Raw genomic sequence first — 20,110 nt, 5'->3', positions numbered from 1 at the left:
CGAGAGATCGCCGTTAAACTTGTGAGGCTCATCGGCGGATCCTCGTTCAGAAGCAGCCGCGGTCACATTGAGGAGTCTCAACTTCTTCAACAATGCCGTAGCATAGTACCGCAACTAAGCAGGTGGGAGATGGTGCAAATTGAGGAGGTAATCCGCTGATTGCGGAAGTGTGCTCTACCCGCTCTCAATTTCTCTGGCAAATGAATCCAGTTCCTTGATCCGCTTGCGCGCCAACTGCGCCAGCGCCGAGCGCCAGTTCGGGGGTGGCGAACGAAAGGCCGAACTCGACGGATCCAGACGCGCGCGAGCGATGCTGTTCCGCACGACGCCGCATGCCTCGGCGATGTCGGCGGCGGTGATCTTGGCTGCGGAGAGCCTATCGGTGGCGGCCTTGAAATCCATGTCTCCCTCTTGGCGATAAAATTATTGACAAACCGCAGCCCGTCAGTATATTTGTATCCAGCAGGGCGAAAAGCAAGGCTGGCCGAATCTCTCCCGGAATGAAGGTTTCGACCAGCCTCGTTCACGAACCGACCCGAAGGCCGCCTCGCTCGCCATAGGTGCCCTGCCGCGGCCCGAGGGTCAAGAGACACGGAGCCGACCCATGCCTCGCAAGCCGAAGTCGCCCTTCCCTCCCCCGCCTCCTCCGCCCGGCGTGTGGGTGATCAAGAAGCGGGATCGCAACTGGATGGTGATTGCCCCGGACGGCGCCCTGGTGTGCATCACGCTCTACAAGAAGGGCGCGCAGGAAGTGGTGCGGCGGCTGACCGCCGCATGAGACGAGACCCCCGGCGAGCGCATCGCCGGGGGTCCGCCGTTCGTACACGCTTCGCCGGACCGCTCAGGGCGCGCGGGGGCCCTCCAGCGGCGGGCCGCCGGTGCGGAACACCTTGATGGTCGTGCCCCGGCCCGCGGCGTCGCGGGTGAAGTCGACGCGCCAGTACGTCTGCGCCGTCACGAAGCGCGTGGGGTTCACGGGCACCAGCTCCTGGACGGTGCCGGGCGGACCGTGCAGCACCAGCTTGCCGCCCTCCAGGCGCACCCCCGCCGTGCGGCTGGGATCACCGAGCGTGTACTGGCCCACCAGGCCGGCCAGGGAGGCGGAATCCAGCACGGCGGGCGTCAGGTTGTCGGCCTGGAACCGGGGCCAGCCGTACTCGGCGGCCACGGCGCGGATGAGCTCCTGGGCCAGCGGGCCGCCGTTGTCGCCGTTGGTCATCACGACCAGCCCCGTGCCCGTCCCGGGAAAGAGGTACGCGAAGGCGCGATATCCCTCGTTGCTGCCGTTGTGGCCGAAGCCGAAGGTGGCGCCGCTCCCCGACAGCTGCATGCCGAGCCCGAAGCCGTCCTTCTGCACGGTGAGCATCTGCGTCGCCATCTCACGCGAAAGCAGCGACGTGGAGCGCCCGGCGTAGGCGTCGGAAAGGGCGATGAGCCAGGTGGCCAGGTCGGTGGGCGTGGTCCACAGCCCGGCGGCGGCCTGCTCGGGGTACATGTGCCAGCCGCCCGCGATCACCTCGCCGGAAGGACGGTGCCCGCGCGCCGCCTGGGCGTGGCGCGATGCGGGGAGCGGCTGCCGGTAGGTGCTGCTCCGCATGCCCGCGGGGGTGAGCACCTCGCGCTGCATCAGGTCGGCGAAGGACTGGCGGGATACATCCTCCAGCAGCTGCTGCATGACCGTGAAGCCGCCGCCGGAGTACCGGCCGATGGCGCCCGGGAGCGTATCTGCCACGACGGGCCTGCTGTTGGCGGGCGCCGCGCCGTTCAGCACCTGCACCGTCGTGGGCACGGTGGCCCCCTGCGCGTAGCCGCCGAAGCCGTGCACCGTAAGGCCCGCGTTGTGGCTGACGATGCGGCGCAGCGTGACCTTCTCCGCCTCGGTATAGCGGTTCCGGGGCACCTGCCAGGACGTGAGATAGCTGTTCACGTCGGCATCCAGGTCCAACGCGCCGCGCTCCACCAGCCGCAGCATGGCCGTGGCCGCGACGGGCTTGCTGATGGACGCGGCCTGGAAGAGCGTGGCGGGGGTGACCGGGTCCGGCCTGCCCGCCTCGAGCACGCCCACGCCGCGAACCCAGGCGATGCGGCCGTTCTCGATGAGCGCCACGCTGACGCCGGGCACCTTGTGGTGCGCCATGCGCTCTTCCAGCGTCCAGCGCACGGCGGGCCGCCCCACGATCTCCAGCGGCGGGCGCAGGTCGCGGAACAGGTTTGTGATGCGCGCCGTGTCCTGCGCGGCGGGCGTGGGGGCCGTGGCGGCGGGTGGCTGGGGCGCGCAGGCGGTGAGGGCCGCGAAGGCCACGAGCAGCTTGGTTCGATTCATGGTTTCGTCGGTGGATGGACGGACTTTGATGGTGATGCGCATCGCCGGGCGCGAACCGCCACGTCCGCGAGGTTGTCGCCGGGCTCGTCGCCGATCAGCGAAGAGGAGTCAGGGGCGTCGTCGTTCGCGATGGCGCGAGGCTGCGGCCCAGAGTGCGGCGGCGCCGGCGGCCAGCCAGAGCAGCGTGGCCGCGGCCCAACCACCCGGGTCGGGAAGACTCTGCCAGTAGGTGATCGACTGGCCGGGGCCTACGTCGGCTTCCGCCCGGAGCCCCTCCGTGTGCGCGATCAGCAGCCCCTCCAGCCCGTACGGGCCGGACACCAGTGCCTGGAACACGTCCGAGAATGGGCCGCGCAGCCACGGCGTGGTGGACGTCTCCATGGCGATGGTCAGGAGAAAGAAGGCCGCGATGGTCCCGGCGACCCACCGCCAGGGCTGGCGCGGGCCCAGCATCAGGGCGCTGGCCAGCAGGTACGTGCCCGTCGCGGCGGTGAACGGCACCAGCCACAGCACGGGTTCCGGCCCCCATCGAACGCTCCGCAGCGTGGCCGGATCGAACGGCTCCAGGCTGGTGGCCGGGGTCGCCATGTGCATGGTCTCCGCGCCCAGGACGTTGCCGCCGGAAAGCAGCGCAAACGCGAGCAGCCACAGAACGAACACGCCGATGGCGGCCATCAGCCACACCCAACCGCCGAACACCTTGGCGAGTGCGTGGGCGCGGCGGTCCACGGGGAGCGTCCACAGGAACGCGCCGCCGAACCGGTCTTCGCCGAACCAGACGGCCAGGGGCAGCAGCGCGCCGAGCACCCCCGGCAGCATCCACCGCTCGGGATGGAAGCCGATCCGGGCGCCGTGCCGCACCACCTCGCCCCCGACGAACAGCGTCGCCAGGACCAGCAGCGCGAGCCCGGCGAGCGCCGGCAGCCGAAGGGAAAGGCCCACCGCGCGGACCTGCTCCCGGGCCACGGCGCGCAGCCCGGGCGTGGAATGAAGGGCCAGGTCAGTCATTGCGTCACCTCGTCGGGCAGAAAGGCCAGCGCCGCGTCTTCCAATTGCAGCGGCAGCACGTCGCGCACGTTCGCGCCGGTCGCCGCCAGCCGCTCCACCACGTCCCGCTCCTCGCCCACCAGCGTGCACTGCGCGTCGCGGCCGGCGCGGGAGCGGCGCAGTTCGCCGGGCTGGAGTTCCGGCGGCGGCACCCAGCCCTCCGGCACCTCCATGCGGTAGCGGCGGACGGTGCGCTGCAGGTCGTCTCGCGGCATCTGCGCCACAAGCCGTCCCTCGTTCAGCACGCCCACGTGGTCGGCCAGGGTGTCCAGCTCGTGCACGTGGTGGGTGGAGACCAGGACGGTGGTGGGCGTGTCGGCCAGGTGCTCGGCCAGCAGCGTGAGCGTGCGCCGGCGGACGACGGGGTCCAGCCCGTCCGTGGGCTCGTCCAGCAGCAGCAGCGGCGGGCGATGGGCCAGGGCCAGCACCAACTGCACGCGCCGCGTCTGGCCCTTGGAAAGCCCACCCATCCGCCGCTCCAGCCGCAGGCCCAGGCTGCGGGACAGGTGATCGGCGTACCCCGCGTCCCACGACGGGTAGAACGCCGCGGCATGCTGCAGCACCCGGCCGCACGTCATCCAGCGATAGCTCTGGGCGTGGTGCTCCGGCACGTAGCCGATCTGCGCGCGCACCCGCGGCCCGTGCTCGGCGCTGTCCAGCCCCAACACCTCGGCGCGGCCAGCGTCGGCGCGCTCCAGGTTCATCAGGATCTTGAAGGTGGTGCTCTTTCCCGCGCCGTTGGCGCCCACCAGCACGTACACCGCGCCCTCGGGCACCCGCAGGTCCATGCCGCCGAGCGCCGTCTCGCGCCCGTACCGCTTGATCAGGCCATGCGTGGCCACCGCGAACGCGCCCGGTGACGGTTGAGAGTGGATCGACGGGCTCATGCCTCGGCTCCCTGGTTGGCGGCGGCCTCTTCCCGGGCCGCCACTTCGCGCATCATCGTCACGAGTTCCTCCACGTCCACCCCGCTGCGCCGCGCCTCCAGTAGCGCCCGCTTGGCCACCGCACGAACGAGCGCCTGCCGCTCTTCGCTGTTGGCTTGGGCGCCGACGGATACGAAGGTGCCCTGCCCGCGCCGCACGTACACCACGCCCTCGCGCTCCAGCTCGTGGTAGGCCTGCGACACCGTCCGCGGGTTCACCACCAGCTCGGCGGCCAGCTCGCGGACGGAGGGAAGCGGGTCTTCCGGCCGGAGCGTGCCCACCACGAGCGCGCGCCGTACCTCGTCCATGATCTGGAGGTACAGCGGCCGTGCATCGCGTGGGTCCAGGTTGATCAGCATCACAGTCCCGTGCTGCGGTGATGTACTCGTGTGCAACACTACATCGGAAGTAGCGGACTGCGCAAGGGTCTTGTTGTTGGGCGGCGATGCGACGGGGTGGGGAGGAGAGGCGTGCAGCGATCCACGAGTACGCGTCGCTGACGGCAGGACGCGGGCGAGGACCCTGCGGGAAATTACGGACCGGTAGCAACGGCGGGTAGGCCAAACGGCGGGTGGGCGAACGGCGGCGGAGGCCAAGGGCGGGTGGGCCTACGGCGGGTGGGCCAACGGCGGGTGAACCCGCGGATGGAAAAGCGGAAAGCCCCGACGGCGCGCTGTCGCGTCGCCGTTCGGGGCTTCAACTGCTCACATGCGCTGATAAATCGTGATCCGGATCTCGGGCTCCGAACTCCTCGATCGCCATCCGCCGTATCGCGTGGGGAGTACGCGGAGACGTGAGCAGGCCGTCGCGGATCGTGTCGAGCAGTGGCGGACTCACCGGCTGCTTCCGGATTGCTTCGCGAGTCCTGAGCGCCTCTTCCAGCTTGGCGCCCGTGGTCCGCCGTGCATCCCCGTACGCCACGCCCGTGTCCCGCAGGATGAAGGGGTGTTCCCCAGGGCGAATGACGACCCGCTGGTCCAGGTGCGGCTTCATCGTCGCGAGATGCACCATCAGGTATGCGTCCGACGTCCCGGCGGGCCCCCACAGGACGACCCACAAGTGCGGCGTAGGCCCCGTCGCGCGAGTCAGGATGAAAGTGTCACCGGCCCGGACACGCACAGGTCAAAACAGCGTATCAGCAATGGCCGATGCTTCCAGGCCTGCCGTGATCTCGCGGATGTCGTCGTCGGAGAACCCCTCAGCCCGGAGGATGTCGGCGGGATCGATCGGGCGGGAGGAGCCGCGCGGGTCCTGCCACTCGGGAAGGGTATGCGTGTAGTCTCGCAGCTCCCACCTAGTCATGCGGCCGAATCTCTGGAACACGTCGTCGATCAGCTGCTCCTCCGCGGGCGAGAGCTGATCGTTCGGCACGTCGCGAGAAAGAAGGCGCACCTCCTGGTTCTGCTTCGGGCCGATGTACTTGTGCCAGTACGCACCCGGCGTCTCCTCGGGCTTGTTGATCCGGTCCAGCGTTGCGCGCAGCACGGGGCCGTGAGGCATCGAGCGATACGCATCATGTGTGACCGGCCGCCCCAGCCGGACCAGCGCCTCGCGATCGACCAGGTACAGCAGCTTGATCAGCTTCAGATGGCTCATGGGCGCACCACGAAGCGCCAGGAGCCGGGCGGCTGCCTGCGTCGCTTTTTCTTCGCGGTAGCGTGTGCGCATCATTCCCCTCGGTATGCTCAGCGTCGCCATGTTCAGACACCAGATCGAGAGGGGCGTTCCGGTTCGCCAATCAGCAGCGATAACAAAAAACCTTCTCTCTCACGGGCGCAACCCCCGTCCACATCTACGTACCAGCTGTGTCTGGTTTGGAATTGACAGCAGGGGGAAAGCGAACGCCACGGCGGATGACAAATCAGCCGCGGCGTTCAGGACGCCGGTCTCCCGTCCGATGACTACGTATCCACGATGCTGCCTGCGCTTCGCTCATCCTCACGCGCTCGTCTGCTAAAGCCATGGCTACGGCGTAGAGGTCATCGGGGGGCACGTCGAGGGCCGGCCCGTTCACCTTCAGGAACACGAGACAGGCGGCGACGCCGATCCGCTTGTTCCCATCCGCGAAGCCCTGGGATCGGGCAAAACCGAACAGGTAAGCCGCGGCTAGGTCTGCCAAGTCCACATCCTCGCCGTAATGGAACCGGTTCCTGGCCCGGTTGACCGACGATTCGACGACGCCCCGGTCCAGCACGCCGGCCTTGCCTCCGAAACGCTCGATCTGCTGCGACTGCATGATCAGCAGCGTTTCGGAGTCGATCCAGATCGGCTCGTCCATGACTCACTTCGCAAGCGCTGCGAAGACATCCCGGTACTGGTCCATGATTTCCTCGTGAGCCTGCAGCATCGCGATGCGTTCCGGGTTGCTGGGCGAGACGTGGTAGCCGCCCATTCCATCCTCGACCCAGAACAGATCGCTTCCCGCGTTCAAGCCCATTCTCCGGGCGGCCTCGGTCGGGATGGTAGTGGAAACCGAGCCGCCCTGCGGCCGCGCCTTGCTCGTGAGAACCTTCATCGTGTGCTCCGTTGAGTAGATTTTCATGAACAATGTGCAACAATAGTTCCACCCGCAAGTACCACGATTCCTTCAACAACGAAGCGGCCGTGGCTGATCCTGCTCAGCCACGGCCGTGTCGATTGCAGCCCCCGATCAATGTCGGCTACTCAGGCCCGAGCGCAGGCGCCGTCTTCCAGGCCCGTGCCGCGCCGATCGCGTAGCACACGCCCAACACGATGCAGATGGCGGAACTGACCACCATGAACGTCAGCTTCGCTCTCAATTGATTCGTGTACACGTCATCCACGAGCATCACGGCTGGAACGCCGAGAAGGCCGCGCGCCAGGTACACCGCGGCGATCAGCGTCAGGGCCAGGCGAAGGAAAGGGAGACGGCGGATGACACCCGCGCCCGAAAACGCGTAGAGCGCCCACACACCGAGGATTGCAGCGATGCTGGCGGTGACGAGCGCCGGTTGGATTGAGCCGCGCGCCGCCATCCGCGCCATGCGTTCGCCCGCCCCGAAGAAGCGGTAGCAGTCGGGACCGCCGATGATGATCCCAACGTGCAGCAGGGCCGCCCCGGCCGTGAGCACCCCGCCAAGTACGAGTAGACGATCAGCGGTCCTCAAGAGAATTCCGGACGACGGTGATGCGATGCCTCATCATACTTGCCTTCCGCTAACTGGCCGAGGAATCCGAGTGCCTGTTCACGAGTGACCGTAGGAAAGCTGTTTAGGAACTCGTCGATCGTGCCGCCTTCTTCGAGGCAGTCGAACAACGCCTGAACCGGAACCCGGGTGCCCATGAACACCGGCGTGCCGCTCATGATCTCGGGATGGCTGTGGACGAATCCCACGTTTGACATGCTCTTCACCTGATCTGGACGCGCCTCGGTACACCCATGCTACGCTATCCCACCGCAAAGTGGAAGCGTTCCCTGACGATCAGCCCAGCCGCCCCCGATCGACTCGATCACTCACGAGCGCCTGCGCCCCCGCGCCACGACCTCACGCCCGTACCACGCGGCCCGTGCAGGCGCGGAAAGCGTTGATGCCGCTCAGCATGCATGCGACGGTGCCGGCTCCGGGGAACGTCGTGTCGCCGATCTGCACGAAGCCTGGCGTGCCGAAGCGGCTGGGGATCGCGCGGAGCGCGGCGTTGCCCAGGCCCAGCGGCTGGTTGCCCGCCATCCCCAGGTAGCGTCGGGTGAAGCGGCCGTAGGTGAGCGGTGATGCCGGGTAGAAGTGCGGCGCCACCACCGCGTCGGCGAAGCCGGGGAAGCGGCGCTCGGCCGAATCCATGAACGAGCCGACGATCCGCCGTCCGCGCTCCATGCGGGCCGGCTCGTCCATTGCGTGCCACTCCCGCGGATCGGTGTGCGTGGAAATGCTCACGGATCGATGCCCGGCGGGCGCGTATCCCAGGTCGCCCGGTGGCGAGAGCGAGACCAGGAAGTTGTTGCCGTCGGAGAGGGGCACGCCGGTCCGCCGGAGGAACTGGAAGTGGTGCACCCCGTCGGCGGGAAAGATGTCGCGCACCCCCAGGTACAGCGCGAACGCCCCATCCACGTGCTCGCGGCGGCCCAGGAAGCGATCCAGCTTTCCCCGGAACAGGTGCGGCGCGATGCGGTGCGTGTCCCACACGGGCATGCTGGAGACGAGCTGGCGGCACCGGACCGGCGCCTTGCCGCGGCGGAAGTGCAGGGTGAATCCGCCGTCCAGCCGCTCGATGCGCTCCACCTCGTGCTTCTTCCGGAAGTCGCCGCCGCGCGCCTCGAACGCGTCGCGAAAGTACCGCCACAGTGCCTGCGCGCCTCCCACGGGGCGGAACAGGCCGTGGTGCATCAGCGTGAGCCCCAGGAACGCGTAAGGCGCGGGCGCCTCGTGCATCCCGGCCTGCGTGGTGTCCTGCAGCAGCATGTCTACCGCACCGTGCAGGGCGGGAAGCTCCGGGATGCGGTGGTGCACCAGGAAATCGGCGAACGTGCGGGAAAACCAGCGCAGGCTGGGGATGGCGGAAAGCGGCAGCGCGGCAAGGGATTGCGCCAGGTCGCGCGCGCTCGTCAGCGGGAGCGACGGAATGCCGCCGGCGATCCGCCAGAAGTCGGTGGCGGCGCGTTCCAGGGCGCGGAAGAAGGGCCGGCCCCGGTCGCCCAGTTCCGGGAACGCGCCGGCCCACGCATCTACCCAGCGCGCCGGGTCGCCGGGAATGGCCACGTCGCGGTCTGGCAGGCACAGCGTGTACGTGCCGATGCGCTCCAGCGGCGGCGCGGGCAGGCCCAGCTCGCGCAGCAAGCCATGGCCGATGCCGCCGGGCTGGAAGGAGATGAAGGTGGTGGCGCCCACGTCGAAGCTGAACGCGCCGCGCCGGAAGAATCCCGCGCATCCGCCCGGCTCGGTGTGCGCCTCCAGCAGCACCACGCGTTTCCCGGCATTCGCCAGCAGCAGCGCGGCCGTCATCCCCGACATCCCGGCCCCGATCACGGCGACGTCGAAGTCGGCCGGCCGGGTGGACGTGTCGCGGCGGGGACGTTCGGTACGGGCGAGAAGTTGAGGCACGGGCGGGCAGGGTCGACGGGGTTCAGGGGCCTGATCCATCCGCGCCGTTGAGGGACGGCGCCGCCTCAGCCCCTGCCTCCAAGATCCTCGATCCAGGCGGGAGACGCAACGCCAACCTGCCGGCCCTTGCTCCGGATGAGCTCGAGCAGCGCGGCACGCGTGTCGTCGCGGTGTTGAGCGGGGATGTGCTCCAGCAGGAACGCGATGGCGGCCTCGGCGGTTTCCGCATCGACCGGCGCGTCGCTCCCGTGCTCGCGCTGGCGGATGTACCACGCCGTCAGCTTCCGGATCGTCGCGCTTCTCGGCTCGGCACCCGCGATGAACTCGCGCAGACCGAGGGGCGACATGTCCACGTCCCGGGCGACGGCGCGTGAGGAAGTGCGCTCCATGGCTTCGCGCGCAGCCTGCCGCAGCACGCGCACGGAAATGCGCGGCTCACCGGAGGCCATTGACGCCCCGGCTTTTCAGGCCTAGACTAGCCTGGTCACTTTGATCGCTTTGATAGAGTGTACACTGGACAAGGTAGGGCGGGCTCTATCGCGCTACAAGGGACAGCGAGAGTTCAGGAGGAACGTCGATGAGAACGCGTAACGCACAGGGCGATCTCGCGTCGCCGCTGCGGCTGCTGGAGATGCTGGAGTTCCGGTTCGGCGCGTTCGAGGCGATCGCGACGACTTCGCTGGAGTTGAGCCGCAAGGGCCCGGAGAACGGCCTGCCGATGGACCGCGGCACCGCCGAGGCCATCCTGGAGTTCAGGGACGACCTGAAGCAGGCGTATCGCGCAGCACTGGAGTGGGCGGACGCCAAGGGCCTCGGCGGAGGTCTGAGCCTCGCTGAGGCCGACGATGACGACGTGTAGGCTTCTACTCGAACACCCCAGCCTGCAGACGGAACTGCTCGTCGGCTCAACCGACCTTCGTGGCGATCCACCACGTGGTGCCGCCCGCGTCCTTCACTCCTCCGCGCTTGTCCGGATCGTCCCGCTGCACCGGCTCCTGGACGGAGGATGCGCCGGCCTCCAGCGCCCGCCGGTAGGTCGCATCCACGTCGGCCACGTAGATGTGCACGTGCGACGGCACTGGCGGCCACCCCTGCACCGCATCCGCCACCATCACCACCGTGTCGTCGATGCGCACCTCTGCATGGACCAGCTTGCCGGATTCGTCCGCGAACCGGCGCAACGGGACGCCGTCGAAGACGCGGACGACGAACTCGATGGTCTCGCTCGCGCCATTGACGATCAGATAGGGCGAAACGGTGCTGTAGCCCTCGGGCTTGTGGGATGAGTTCATCGGCCGATGCTCGCGTGTTCGAGGGGGCGCGGGGGGCGCGGGTGCGGATGTGGTGGACTGTCCATCCGCCTACGATTCGATCAGCTTCCGCTGCATCAGCAGCGCCATCAACGTTGCCACGACGAGATCCTGTTCCTCGCGCGGCAGCGACGGCGCGACGCGGATGATGCCCGGATGCGTGCGATCGACCATCCCCACGAGCGTCTCGCCCCGGCGTACCAGGTAAGCGCGCGGAAGCTGTTCGTCATCATCGCCGCGCTCGCGCTCGCCCGCGATCTCGAATTTCACCTCGCCTCGCTCGATGGTTCCGCGAGGCACGTTGTCGTTGCGCGCGGCGAGAGTCAGCGTGCCAGCCAGCGCGGCGGAATCGGCGTCCGGGAACACGCGGCAGTTCAGCGACAGTCCCGACTCCAGCTCGATGTCCATGGAGCCGATTGAGAAGCCGCGATCCCTATCCCGGCTGTCGCACTCCACGCGCGTGATGGCGCTCCCCTCGGTGGAATCGCGCAACGCAAACTCGTAGCGCTCCTGGTACTCCCGCTTTCCCTTGATCGCGTCCACCACGCCGCCGCGCTGCCGGATGTCGTGCCAGCGCACGTTCGCCACGCGGTACGGGCCGAACCCGTAGCGCACCCTCTGCCGGTCGTGGCGCATCTCCACCGTCCACGCGTCAGTTGTCGAAAGCGCCTCCGGAACGGGCATCGGCGGCATGGAGCCAAACGCGCAGGCGGACAACGACACCAGCAACACGAGTGCGGCAGCGGATCGGGTGTGGAACGGGTTCATCGGATGATCGAGGCTGATGGATACGCGGGCGAGTCCAAGAGGGCGGTCGATAGAGTTGGCGGCGCGCTACGATGCGTCTCGCCGGGATGTGTCCCGCAGCGCCGCGCGCATCACATCCACGGGCGCGTCCACGCCGAACCAGTGGCGGAAGGCTGCGGCGCCCTGCTGGATCAGCATCTCCTTGCCGTCCGCCGCCGGGATGCCGCATACCCTCATTTCATGCACCCAATGTGTTTCGCCGGGCGAATACACAAGGTCCAGCGCGGCGCCAACTGTCAAAGTGGACGCGTGCGGATCGAGCGGGAGCGGATCACCCGGCTTCAGGCCCAGCGAAGTGCTGTTGATCGCCAGGTCGAAGCGCTCGCCCCGCAGATCGTCCGCGGACGTGGCCGTGTCGATGCGCATGGCCGGCGTGCGGAATCGCTCCGCCAGTTCCGACGCGCGCTCCAGCGTGCGGTTGACGATGACGATCCGCTCCGCGCCCGCATCCGCCAGCGCGCAGACGGCCGCGCTCGCGGCACCGCCCGCGCCCAGCAGGAGCACGGACGCGCCCACCGGCGAGCGGCCCAAGAGCGCGCGGACGGCCCCATCCACCCCCGCGACGTCGGTGTTGTCTCCGTGCACGCGGCCCTCCGCGAACCAGAACGTGTTGCACGCCCCGGTTCGGACGACGCGGTCGCTGACGACGTCGACGGCGCGCGCGGCAACCTGCTTGTGGGGCACGGTCACGTTTCCGCCACCGCCCGTACGGGCAAGAGAGCGGATCAGGCCGGGCGCGTCGTCCGCGGCGCAGCGGAGCGCGACGTAGACGGCGTCGAGCCCCAGGTGGCGGATGGCGGCGTTCTGGAAGACGGGAGAGAGCGAGTGGCCGACGGGATCACCCAGGAGGGCGAACAGGCGGGTGGCGGCCGTGGGCGTCACGGGTGAAGGATGGGCGCCAGCCGGTCCAGCGCGGCGCTCACCAGCCCGCGGAGCTCGCTGAACGTTTCCTCGTACAGGGATTCCGGCCCGCCGAACGGGTCGGGCACCGACGGCCCCAGCCCTTCGCCGCCCGCGGCGAAGTCGCCGAGCGTCGCCGCCTTTTCCGCGCCGCCCATCCGGTCGACGCTGGGCAGGTGCGAGGGGCCCATCGTCAGCACCACGTCGGCCCAGCTCACCAGGGCGGGCGTCAGCGGCTGGCTGGCGTGCGCGGAAAGGTCTACGCCCTGGCGCCGCGCCACCGTCACCGCCTCGGCCGACGCGGGCACGCCCGGGTGCGCCGACACCCCCGCCGACTTCACCTGCACGTTCGCCCAGCCGCGGCGCTGCAGCTCCGCCCGGGCGATGCCTTCCGCCAGGGGCGAGCGGCAGGTGTTGCCCGTGCAGACGAACAGCAGGTTGTAGGTGGTAGTGGGCGGGCTCGCCTGCTCGGTCATCTGCAGTCCCACGCTCGCGGCCGGTGGCATGGGCTCGGCGCGGCGCCGGGCCATGGAAGCCCGCCAATCTACAGGCTTTCGCGCGCCGCGTCCAACCCGGCGCAGGCTTCCGCGCGACAAGGCGCCGATCCCGTCAGCAGCCGGACCGCAACGCCCCGAGCACGTCCACGGCGGCCTGCCCGTCCTGGACGGCCGGCGGCTCGAGCTCCGCCAGCCGCCGCACCCACTCCTGGAGCAGCTGCACCCAATCCTGGGCCGGCTCCGGCGCGAGCGTCGCCACGTACGGAGCGCCATCGCACGTGCGCCAGCGCTCCCCGTCGTGCACGCAGGCCGACAGGTACGCAGTCTCCTCGCCCGCGCCGGTGCGTCCGGCCTGGATGCGCAGCGTGCCCCAGACCGCACCCGCCACAGCGTGCATCACCGGCGGCTTTCCGGGGTGAAGCTGCGTCCACGTGCAGCCGTCCAGCCCCAGGACGGGATCGGCCACGTACGGATCCCCTCGCGGTACACGCGGCCACGAGCTCGCCGGCAGGTTGGGGACGGCGGCGAACGAGCCCTGGTGCGGGTCCCACCGCAGGCGCTGGGGAAAGGAGGTAGACTTCTTCCACCCCTCCAGCGTGCGCGGCGGCGCCCAGCGCATAGGCGAATCGACCGTGGCGCCCTGGTTTTCGCGCATCCACCGCACCCACCCGGCGAACTGCGCGTGGAGCGCGCGGCGGGCGTCGTCGCGGTCCCGCGTGCGCATGGGAAAGCCGATGCGCCCCTCGGTGTCGTCGCGCTCCAACCACGCCTCGGCGAGTTCGCCGCCCTCGCGGCGCTCCATCATGTACACGGCGGTCGCTCGCACCCGCGTCTCCCCCTTCGACCGGCCCCCATCTGATCGGTAGATGTGCACCACGCGACCCGCCATCCGGTGCACACCCGAACGCTGGTGCTCCAGCATCCCCACGTGCAGCGCCTCGTGCCGGCCGCAGCGCCAGGGTTCCGGATGTCGGCTGTCCTGCAGCACGGCCAGCGGCTTGTCGACGGTCCACCCGATTCCCGCTTCGGAGATCACACCCCGCGCGGGCACCTCGATCCACGGCAGCCCCAGCCGGCGATACTTCTCGGCCTTCTCCGCATCCACCGTATGATGCGCGTAGATCTCGATCGCGCCGACCTCCACGCCGTCCCGGAACAGCATCACGTCCGCGCGCAGGGACGGAAACGTGCTCTCCATCCGCACGTCGTCCCATGCGATATCCCACGTGTCCAGCGGCGCGGGGGGACAGCGGTCGGTCGTGCGGTCCTCCGGCACGCGGGCGCAGATGGGCCGCAGCGTCAGCCCCTTCCCGCCATCGGCCAGGCGCTCCGCGATGTGGATTTTCGCCGAGAGGTGCAGCGCTCCCTCGCCCCGTGCCGCGGCGCACTCCGCCTCGGGACGGTGCGCGTAGTGGTGGCGCATCCGCGTGCCCAGATGCAGAAACACGCGCTCCAGGCAGACGGGGCAGAACGCCTCGGGGCGATGGCCGCGGGGGAGGTGGGCGTAGCTGGTGATGGGCACCAGCAGGAACGGCGCGTCCGAGCCGGTGGGATCCAGCCGATCCGCGCCGCGGCGGAACCGCTGGCGGGCGGAGGCAAGGCGCGGCGCGTGGGCCGCGGCGGCACCGGCCTCCGCCTCGGCGACGTAGGCCCAGGCCAGCCGTGCCTCGCGCGGCCGCCCCGGGCGGGGACTCGGCTCCGGCGTGTCGGTCAGCGTGCGCTTCCGTGCATCAGGTGGCGTCCCGCGTCTCGGCCGCGATCGCCTCCGCGATGGGCAGGTCGTCCGGGCGCGTGACCTTGAAGTTGCGGTACGAGCCCATCACCACGCGGACCGGGCCCACGTAGCGCTCGTACAGCGCCGCGTCGTCCGTGGCCGCGATGCCCTCCTCCGCCGCGCGGCGGTACGCCTCCCGCAGCCCGGCGAGCGGAAAGCCCTGCGGCGTCTGCGCCTGCCACAGTGTACGCCGGTCTGGCGTGCCGGTGATGGCGCCTTCCGCATCCACCTGCTTGATGGTGTCCGTCACGGGCACGGCAGCGATGGCTCCTCCCGCCACACATCCATCCAGCACGCGGTCGATGATCCCGCCGTTGACGAACGGACGCGCGCCGTCGTGGATGAGCACCAGTTCGGCATCCTCCACCGCCGCGAGACCGTTCGTGACCGAGTCGCCGCGCTCCGCGCCACCCGCCACGATCCGCACCGGCACGTCCAGCAGCCAGGTGGGCGCGTGCAGCACGTCCTCCGGTGGGAGCACGACGACCACCTGGCCGATGCGGGGATGCGCGAGAAAGGGCCGGATGGCGCGCAGCAGCACCGGCACGCCGCCGATCTCAAGGTACTGCTTGCGCACGGGCCCGCCGAAGCGCAGCCCGGAGCCGCCCGCGACGATCACGGCGGCGGCGCGAGGCGCGTCAGGCGGCGAAGATGCGGTCGACAAGGGTGCGGACGTCCTCGACGGGGATGGCGCGGATGCCGGGCGGCACCGACTGCGGAACGGCGCGCGGCGACAGGTACGCGGCGCGAAAACCCATGCGCGCGGCCTCCGTCAGCCGCCGCTCGATCTGGCCGACGGGGCGCAGCTCGCCACCCAGCCCCAGCTCGCCGATGACCACGGTGTCGGAGGGCACCGGACGGTCGAACACGCTGGACGCGAGCGCTACGGCCACCGCCGCGTCCGTGGCCGTCTCGGTGAGCCGCAGCCCGCCGACCACGTTCAGGAACACGTCCAACTGGCCGAAGTGAAGGCCCGCGCGCTTTTCCAGCACGGCCAGCAGCAGCGCCAGCCGCTTCTGGTCGATGCCCGTGCTCACCCGCTGCGGCGCGCCGTAGGCGGCCTTTGCCGCCAGCGCCTGCACTTCGACGAGGAGCGGCCGCGTGCCCTCCATCGTGGCCACGACAGCGGAGCCGGGGACGGCGTCGGAGCGCTCGCCCAGGAACAGCTCCGACGGGTTGCCGACGGGGGACAGCCCCGCCGCGGTCATGCGGAACACGCCGATCTCGTCCACCCCGCCAAAGCGGTTCTTGGTGGCGCGCAGCACGCGGTTGTCCAGCCCGCCCGCCGACTCGAAGTAGAGCACCGTGTCTACGATGTGCTCCAGCGTCTTGGGCCCCGCGATGCCGCCGCCCTTGGTGACGTGGCCCACCAGGAAAACCGCCGTCCCGGTCTGCTTGGCGAAGCGCTGAAGCCGCGCCGCGCACTCGCGCACCTGGCCCACGTTGCCGGGCGCGCCCTCCAGCTCCGGCGTATAGACAGTCTGGATGGAGTCGATCAGCAGGACGGCGGGATTGAGCTCGGCGGCGCGGATCAGGATGCCGTCCAGGTCCGTTTCCGCCAGCAGCGTCACCGATCCGGCCGCCTCGTCCAGCCGGTCGGCGCGAAGCTTCACCTGGTGCGCGGACTCCTCTCCCGACACGTACAGCGTGCTCCGCTGGGCGCCTTCCAGCCGCCCCGCCACCTGCAGCAGGATGGTGGACTTGCCGATCCCCGGCTCGCCGCCAACGAGCACGACGGAGCCGGGAACGATGCCGCCGCCCAGGACGAAGTCGAACTCCGCCAGCCCGGTGGCCCAGCGCGGGCGCTCGGCACCCTCCACGTCGCGCAGCCGCACGGGCGCCGAGATGCCGGCGCCCGACGCGCGCGCGGACGAGCCCCCCGCAGATCCCTTGCTCTTGCGGGGCGCGGTGGGCTCTTCCACCAGCGTGTTCCATTCGTGGCAGCCGGGGCACTGCCCCTGCCACCGCGCCGTCTCGTTGCCGCACTCGCGGCAGAAGTACGCCGTCTTCGTCTTCGCCATTCCGTCAGTTTCCGCCGCGGTCAGTACTCCGGCGGCCCGTCGTTGCGCGGCGAGTAGCTTTCGAACCGCGTGAATTCCTTGAGGAACATCATCTGGACGGTGCCGGTGGCGCCGTTGCGCTGCTTGCCGATGATGACCTCGGCGCGGCCCTCGATGTTGTTCCCCTCCTTGTCCGTCGGCCCGAAGTAGTACTCGGGTCGGTAGAGGAACATGATGAGGTCGGCGTCCTGCTCGATCGCGCCGGAGTTATGGCTGACGATACCATCGGCCAGCCAGCACGACGGCCCGGGAACCGTCAGGTCGAACACCTCTTCTTCGCCTGCGGAGACGATCTCGGTAATCTCGGCCCATCCCATGGCGAGGTTTTCCGCCGCGACGGCTGGGGCTTCCAGAACCGCCAGACCACCGCGGGCTGCCCAGTGATCAGCACTCGTAGCCAACTCGGACTGAGTCGGCGTGGATGCGTCCGCCACGGCCAAGCAATCCCCAATCCTCAGATCCCCAAGACGCTGCCACCCCCCGCGCCCAAGCAACCGATGCTGAAGCGTGCAGCGAATCTGCTTTCCGTCAGCGAGGCTGACCTGGAATACAGGCTTCGTTCCGACTGACCACACAAGATCGCTCTGAGCGGGCACGAGGGAGTGATCGTCAATCACGGCAATCACCTCCGGCGTCGTGCCCACCAGATCGCGAATAGGCACGCGTCGGCCGTCCGCCAGGACCACGAGCGTGTCACCCGTCACGCATTCGCGCAGGTCCGACATCATGGGCCGCTTGTCGGGGCGCTGTTCCACGGCGCGGCTGAGCTGCGAGAGCGCGACCACGGGGACGTCCAGCTCCTTGGCGAGCGCCTTGAGGCCTCGCGAAATCTCCGACACTTCCTGCTGGCGGTTTTCCGTCTTGCCCTTGCCGCCCGTCATCAGCTGCAGGTAGTCGACGATGATCAGCGACAGGTCCTGCCGGTCGGACTTCAGGCGGCGGGCCTTGGCGCGCATCTCCAGCACCGAGATGCCGGCGGAGTCGTCGATGTAGATGGGCGCGGTGTTCAGATACCCCGCGGCGGTCGCCAGGCGCGCGTACTCGTCGTCCAGCAGGCGCCCGCGCCGCAGGCGGCTGGCGTCCACGCGCGCTTCGGCGCAGAGGACGCGCTGCACCAGCGACTCCTTGCTCATTTCAAGCGAGAAGAACGCGACCGGCTTCTTTGCCGAGATGGCGGCGTGCTGGGCGATGTTCAGGGTGAACGCCGTGTTGTGCACGCACACGTCGTTCGCCACGAAGTTGTGCGTCCCCGGCACGGTCAGGTCGTACACCTGCTTGAGCCCGAGTGGCTCGATCGATACGACCTCGTCCCAGTACACGTCGCTCGCGGCCAGCGCCCGCAGTTCCCCATCGTCGAGCGCATCCGCCAGCTTGGCGAGGCGGTCGCGGGAGAGCGCACGCTCGCCGACGTGGATGTTCGTCCATCCCGCGATCCCCGCACGGCGCGCGAGCGACGCCCACGACTCGCCACCTTTCGCACGCTCGATTCGATCCCACACGCCGACCGGGATCAAGTCGCGGTTCGTCTGGTAGCGCTTGGATTCCACGGCGCGAACGGCCGTGTCCAGCGCCGCTTCCTTGCCGAAGATCCCGATCTCACGAGCGAAGGTTCGAATGGACCGCGCGTCGGTGATGTCGAGCTGCCACGATGGACGGCGCTCTTCGCGGTAGCGCACCATCCGCTTGCGCAGGCTCGCGATCACGCCGAAGCGCAGCAGCAGGTGCTGGATCTGCCGCGCCAGCCGCTCGCTGACGGTGCCGTAGCCCAGCTGCGCCTGGCCGCTCGCCAGCACCGTCGCCCAGCCATCCCTCGCAAACAGGCGGTTGATGAAGAGCGCGACCAGGTCGGCGCGCAGGGAGAACACGCCTGCGGGGACGGACTTCTCCGCCGCGCCCTTCCCCCCCAACTCGTCCAGCCACGAGACGAGCGGATTACGATCGAGCTGTTCATCCGCCACGAGGTCGACCCCAATTGCCTGCGCGAGCGCCCGCCGCTTGGCCGTGCTGGGGACGGATCGCCCGCGGGCCCAGTGGCTGACCAACGCCGTGCTGACGCCCACCTCGGCGGCGACGCGCACGCCGGCTCCACGCTCAACCGGCATCATCGCCACGACGGAGGCCAGCGCGGACTCGCGCGCTGCATGCGTCACCGCGCGGTCGCGACGCACGCTCAGGTACGGCGTCCGCGTGCCGCGCGAATCCTCCATCGTCACCGACACGCCGCCGAACTCCGCGACTGCATCCGCGAAGTCGTTGCGAACGCGTGCGTCGGAGTTGGTGAAGCGGGGATTGGTCCCGGTGAGCCCGCCGTCGCCGATCAGGTAGCCGAGCAGCTTCACCTCGGACTCGCGCATCTCTCCGGTACCGAATACCGGAATGGTGCGCGGCACCGCGACGTGGTCGCCCACTCCGATCTCGCCCAGCGGCATCCATCCGCCGATGGTCAGGAACGGGTGCGTAAGCGTGGTCTCGATCTGCCGCCCCAGGCGCGTGGTGACGCGGAAAACGGGCTTTTCGCCATCGTCCACGAACGCGCTGGGCTCGGTGATCCCCAGCTTCCAGTCCTCTCCCAGCGTCAGCAGGCGCGCCTCGCGGCGCTCGTAGATCTCCTGGATCGTCGCCACGCTGCCGTCCGCGAGCACGATCTCCGAATCCCACGACAGGCACTTTCCCATCGACGGACGGGCCGCGACGATGATCAGGTCGCTGGGTTGGAAGCCGGCCGTCAACTCGTCGAGGTCCGCGAAGCCGGTGGGGACGCCCGTGACCGACGAGTTGTTGTTCTGCAGCGCCTCGATCTTCTCGAACGTGGGCCACAGGATCTCCTTGATCCACACGAAGCCCTTGCGGTCGTGCGTCTGCGCGACCTCGAAGATCTTGTGCTCGGCCTTGTCGAGAAGCTCGTCTACTTCGCCAGGATTGTCGTACGTGTCCTGGATGATGGTGGTCGCCGCCTCGATCAGCCGGCGCAGCAGCGCCTTTTCGCGAACGATCTTGGCGTGGTACTCGATGTTCGCCGCCGTGGGCACCGCGTCCATGATGGACGCGATGAACTGCATGCCGCCCACCGATTCCAGGTCGCCGTGGTTGCGCAGGTCCTCGGCCAGGGTCAGCGCGTCGATCACGTCCCCGCGCTCGAAGATCCGCTGCATCGCCCGGAAGGCGCGGCGGTTTCCCTCGCGGTAGAACATCGTGTCGTCGACGACCTCGATGGCCTTGGTCAGCGCGTCGGCGTCGATCAGCATTCCGCCCAGCACGGCCAGCTCGGCCTCGGCGGAATACGGGGGAGAGCGGTCCGCGAACGCCGACGGGGGCGGCGGCGGCGCGGCCACCTTGGGAACGAAGGGAGATGCGATGGACATGCGGCTCCGGTACTGCTAAAGAGCGAATTCGATCAGAAGATTCCGCG

General features: G+C 69.2%; 23 protein-coding genes. 2 read left to right on the top strand and 21 right to left on the bottom strand.

Annotation, left to right across the window (positions count from 1 at the left end; genetic code table 11):
• Positions 1-174: 174 nt before the first annotated feature.
• A complete protein-coding gene (locus tag VGB24_RS10870; protein WP_331072965.1) occupies positions 175-402 on the bottom strand; it encodes a hypothetical protein in 228 nt (75 codons plus the stop codon).
• Positions 403-604: 202 nt separating this feature from the next.
• On the opposite strand from VGB24_RS10870, the gene VGB24_RS10865 reads away from it, so the two are divergent.
• Positions 605-778 (top strand): hypothetical protein, encoded by a 174-nt coding sequence (locus VGB24_RS10865; RefSeq protein ID WP_331025233.1) that lies wholly within the window; start codon positions 605-607, stop codon positions 776-778.
• A gap of 63 nt (positions 779-841) precedes the next feature.
• Here VGB24_RS10865 and VGB24_RS10860 read toward each other — a convergent pair whose 3' ends face one another.
• The 12 genes from VGB24_RS10860 to VGB24_RS10805 all read right to left on the bottom strand — a co-directional run bounded on the left by VGB24_RS10860 (position 842) and on the right by VGB24_RS10805 (position 9,775).
• Positions 842-2,323 carry a serine hydrolase domain-containing protein gene (locus tag VGB24_RS10860; protein ID WP_331072964.1) on the bottom strand — a complete coding sequence of 494 codons (1,482 nt, stop codon included), beginning with the start codon at positions 2,321-2,323 and terminating at the stop codon, positions 842-844.
• A 108-nt stretch (positions 2,324-2,431) separates the two neighbouring features.
• The gene (locus tag VGB24_RS10855) at positions 2,432-3,331 is read right to left on the bottom strand and encodes a hypothetical protein (protein ID WP_331072963.1); all 900 of its coding nucleotides are present in this window, start codon (positions 3,329-3,331) and stop codon (positions 2,432-2,434) included.
• Positions 3,328-4,257, bottom strand: a complete 930-nt coding sequence (locus tag VGB24_RS10850; protein WP_331072962.1) for an ABC transporter ATP-binding protein — start codon at positions 4,255-4,257, stop codon at positions 3,328-3,330. The genes VGB24_RS10855 and VGB24_RS10850 overlap by 4 nt, the downstream gene beginning before the upstream one ends.
• Positions 4,254-4,655, bottom strand: coding sequence for a GntR family transcriptional regulator (locus tag VGB24_RS10845; RefSeq protein ID WP_331072961.1), 402 nt, complete (start codon positions 4,653-4,655; stop codon positions 4,254-4,256). The genes VGB24_RS10850 and VGB24_RS10845 overlap by 4 nt, the downstream gene beginning before the upstream one ends.
• A 337-nt stretch (positions 4,656-4,992) precedes the next feature.
• Positions 4,993-5,307 carry a hypothetical protein gene (locus tag VGB24_RS10840; protein ID WP_331072960.1) on the bottom strand — a complete coding sequence of 105 codons (315 nt, stop codon included), beginning with the start codon at positions 5,305-5,307 and terminating at the stop codon, positions 4,993-4,995.
• Between the two features lie 111 nt (positions 5,308-5,418).
• Positions 5,419-5,994: a Panacea domain-containing protein gene (locus tag VGB24_RS10835; RefSeq protein WP_331072959.1), complete on the bottom strand. Its 576-nt coding sequence runs from the start codon at positions 5,992-5,994 to the stop codon at positions 5,419-5,421.
• Positions 5,995-6,157: 163 nt separating this feature from the next.
• Positions 6,158-6,574: a type II toxin-antitoxin system death-on-curing family toxin gene (locus VGB24_RS10830; RefSeq protein WP_331072958.1), complete on the bottom strand. Its 417-nt coding sequence runs from the start codon at positions 6,572-6,574 to the stop codon at positions 6,158-6,160.
• A gap of 3 nt (positions 6,575-6,577) precedes the next feature.
• A complete protein-coding gene (locus VGB24_RS10825; protein WP_331072957.1) occupies positions 6,578-6,811 on the bottom strand; it encodes a hypothetical protein in 234 nt (77 codons plus the stop codon).
• A gap of 145 nt (positions 6,812-6,956) precedes the next feature.
• Complete coding sequence (locus tag VGB24_RS10820) at positions 6,957-7,388, bottom strand: hypothetical protein (RefSeq protein ID WP_331072956.1); 432 nt, start codon at positions 7,386-7,388, stop codon at positions 6,957-6,959.
• A gap of 32 nt (positions 7,389-7,420) precedes the next feature.
• Entirely contained in the window at positions 7,421-7,660 is a 240-nt protein-coding gene (locus VGB24_RS10815; RefSeq protein ID WP_331072955.1) for a DUF433 domain-containing protein, read from the bottom strand.
• A 142-nt stretch (positions 7,661-7,802) separates the two neighbouring features.
• Positions 7,803-9,353, bottom strand: coding sequence for an NAD(P)/FAD-dependent oxidoreductase (locus tag VGB24_RS10810; protein ID WP_331072954.1), 1,551 nt, complete (start codon positions 9,351-9,353; stop codon positions 7,803-7,805).
• Positions 9,354-9,418: 65 nt separating this feature from the next.
• Entirely contained in the window at positions 9,419-9,775 is a 357-nt protein-coding gene (locus VGB24_RS10805; protein WP_331072953.1) for a hypothetical protein, read from the bottom strand.
• 155 nt (positions 9,776-9,930) lie between these two features.
• On the opposite strand from VGB24_RS10805, the gene VGB24_RS10800 reads away from it, so the two are divergent.
• A complete protein-coding gene (locus VGB24_RS10800; RefSeq protein ID WP_331072952.1) occupies positions 9,931-10,212 on the top strand; it encodes a hypothetical protein in 282 nt (93 codons plus the stop codon).
• Positions 10,213-10,258: 46 nt separating this feature from the next.
• On the opposite strand, the gene VGB24_RS10795 is transcribed toward VGB24_RS10800, so the two are convergent.
• The 8 genes from VGB24_RS10795 to dnaB all read right to left on the bottom strand — a co-directional run bounded on the left by VGB24_RS10795 (position 10,259) and on the right by dnaB (position 20,063).
• Complete coding sequence (locus VGB24_RS10795; RefSeq protein WP_331072951.1) at positions 10,259-10,645, bottom strand: VOC family protein; 387 nt, start codon at positions 10,643-10,645, stop codon at positions 10,259-10,261.
• Positions 10,646-10,714: 69 nt separating this feature from the next.
• Complete coding sequence (locus VGB24_RS10790; RefSeq protein WP_331072950.1) at positions 10,715-11,431, bottom strand: hypothetical protein; 717 nt, start codon at positions 11,429-11,431, stop codon at positions 10,715-10,717.
• Between the two features lie 66 nt (positions 11,432-11,497).
• Positions 11,498-12,352, bottom strand: a complete 855-nt coding sequence (aroE, locus tag VGB24_RS10785) for a shikimate dehydrogenase (protein WP_331072949.1) — start codon at positions 12,350-12,352, stop codon at positions 11,498-11,500.
• Positions 12,349-12,900, bottom strand: coding sequence for a low molecular weight protein arginine phosphatase (locus VGB24_RS10780; RefSeq protein ID WP_331072948.1), 552 nt, complete (start codon positions 12,898-12,900; stop codon positions 12,349-12,351). The genes aroE and VGB24_RS10780 overlap by 4 nt, the downstream gene beginning before the upstream one ends.
• A 79-nt stretch (positions 12,901-12,979) precedes the next feature.
• A complete protein-coding gene (locus VGB24_RS10775) occupies positions 12,980-14,389 on the bottom strand; it encodes a competence protein CoiA family protein (protein ID WP_331072947.1) in 1,410 nt (469 codons plus the stop codon).
• A 208-nt stretch (positions 14,390-14,597) separates the two neighbouring features.
• Positions 14,598-15,305, bottom strand: a complete 708-nt coding sequence (gene ispD / locus VGB24_RS10770; protein ID WP_331072946.1) for a 2-C-methyl-D-erythritol 4-phosphate cytidylyltransferase — start codon at positions 15,303-15,305, stop codon at positions 14,598-14,600.
• Positions 15,280-16,662 (bottom strand): DNA repair protein RadA, encoded by a 1,383-nt coding sequence (gene radA, locus VGB24_RS10765; RefSeq protein ID WP_331072945.1) that lies wholly within the window; start codon positions 16,660-16,662, stop codon positions 15,280-15,282. Before radA ends, ispD begins: the two co-directional genes overlap by 26 nt.
• Before the next feature lie 20 nt (positions 16,663-16,682).
• Positions 16,683-20,063, bottom strand: a complete 3,381-nt coding sequence (gene dnaB / locus VGB24_RS10760; protein ID WP_331072944.1) for a replicative DNA helicase — start codon at positions 20,061-20,063, stop codon at positions 16,683-16,685.
• Between the last annotated feature and the right edge of the window lie 47 nt (positions 20,064-20,110).

Origin of the sequence: Longimicrobium sp. (assembly GCF_036399935.1) — a bacterium.
Taxonomy (GTDB): domain Bacteria; phylum Gemmatimonadota; class Gemmatimonadetes; order Longimicrobiales; family Longimicrobiaceae; genus Longimicrobium.
The sequence above is the reverse complement of the archived record's forward strand: the minus strand, read 5'-3'. Positions and strand labels throughout refer to the sequence as shown.

Coding starts and splice junctions, on each gene's coding strand:
- VGB24_RS10865 (WP_331025233.1), top strand. CDS start 605: ATGCCTCGCAAGCCGAAGTCGCCCTTCCCTCCCCCGCCTCCTCCGCCC.
- VGB24_RS10815 (WP_331072955.1), bottom strand. CDS start 7,660: ATGTCAAACGTGGGATTCGTCCACAGCCATCCCGAGATCATGAGCGGC.
- VGB24_RS10840 (WP_331072960.1), bottom strand. CDS start 5,307: ATGGTGCATCTCGCGACGATGAAGCCGCACCTGGACCAGCGGGTCGTC.
- VGB24_RS10860 (WP_331072964.1), bottom strand. CDS start 2,323: ATGAATCGAACCAAGCTGCTCGTGGCCTTCGCGGCCCTCACCGCCTGC.
- VGB24_RS10835 (WP_331072959.1), bottom strand. CDS start 5,994: ATGGCGACGCTGAGCATACCGAGGGGAATGATGCGCACACGCTACCGC.
- VGB24_RS10800 (WP_331072952.1), top strand. CDS start 9,931: ATGAGAACGCGTAACGCACAGGGCGATCTCGCGTCGCCGCTGCGGCTG.
- VGB24_RS10870 (WP_331072965.1), bottom strand. CDS start 402: ATGGATTTCAAGGCCGCCACCGATAGGCTCTCCGCAGCCAAGATCACC.
- VGB24_RS10830 (WP_331072958.1), bottom strand. CDS start 6,574: ATGGACGAGCCGATCTGGATCGACTCCGAAACGCTGCTGATCATGCAG.
- radA (WP_331072945.1), bottom strand. CDS start 16,662: ATGGCGAAGACGAAGACGGCGTACTTCTGCCGCGAGTGCGGCAACGAG.
- VGB24_RS10855 (WP_331072963.1), bottom strand. CDS start 3,331: ATGACTGACCTGGCCCTTCATTCCACGCCCGGGCTGCGCGCCGTGGCC.
- VGB24_RS10795 (WP_331072951.1), bottom strand. CDS start 10,645: ATGAACTCATCCCACAAGCCCGAGGGCTACAGCACCGTTTCGCCCTAT.
- VGB24_RS10845 (WP_331072961.1), bottom strand. CDS start 4,655: ATGCTGATCAACCTGGACCCACGCGATGCACGGCCGCTGTACCTCCAG.
- VGB24_RS10790 (WP_331072950.1), bottom strand. CDS start 11,431: ATGAACCCGTTCCACACCCGATCCGCTGCCGCACTCGTGTTGCTGGTG.
- dnaB (WP_331072944.1), bottom strand. CDS start 20,063: ATGTCCATCGCATCTCCCTTCGTTCCCAAGGTGGCCGCGCCGCCGCCG.
- VGB24_RS10780 (WP_331072948.1), bottom strand. CDS start 12,900: ATGGCCCGGCGCCGCGCCGAGCCCATGCCACCGGCCGCGAGCGTGGGA.
- VGB24_RS10850 (WP_331072962.1), bottom strand. CDS start 4,257: ATGAGCCCGTCGATCCACTCTCAACCGTCACCGGGCGCGTTCGCGGTG.
- VGB24_RS10825 (WP_331072957.1), bottom strand. CDS start 6,811: ATGAAGGTTCTCACGAGCAAGGCGCGGCCGCAGGGCGGCTCGGTTTCC.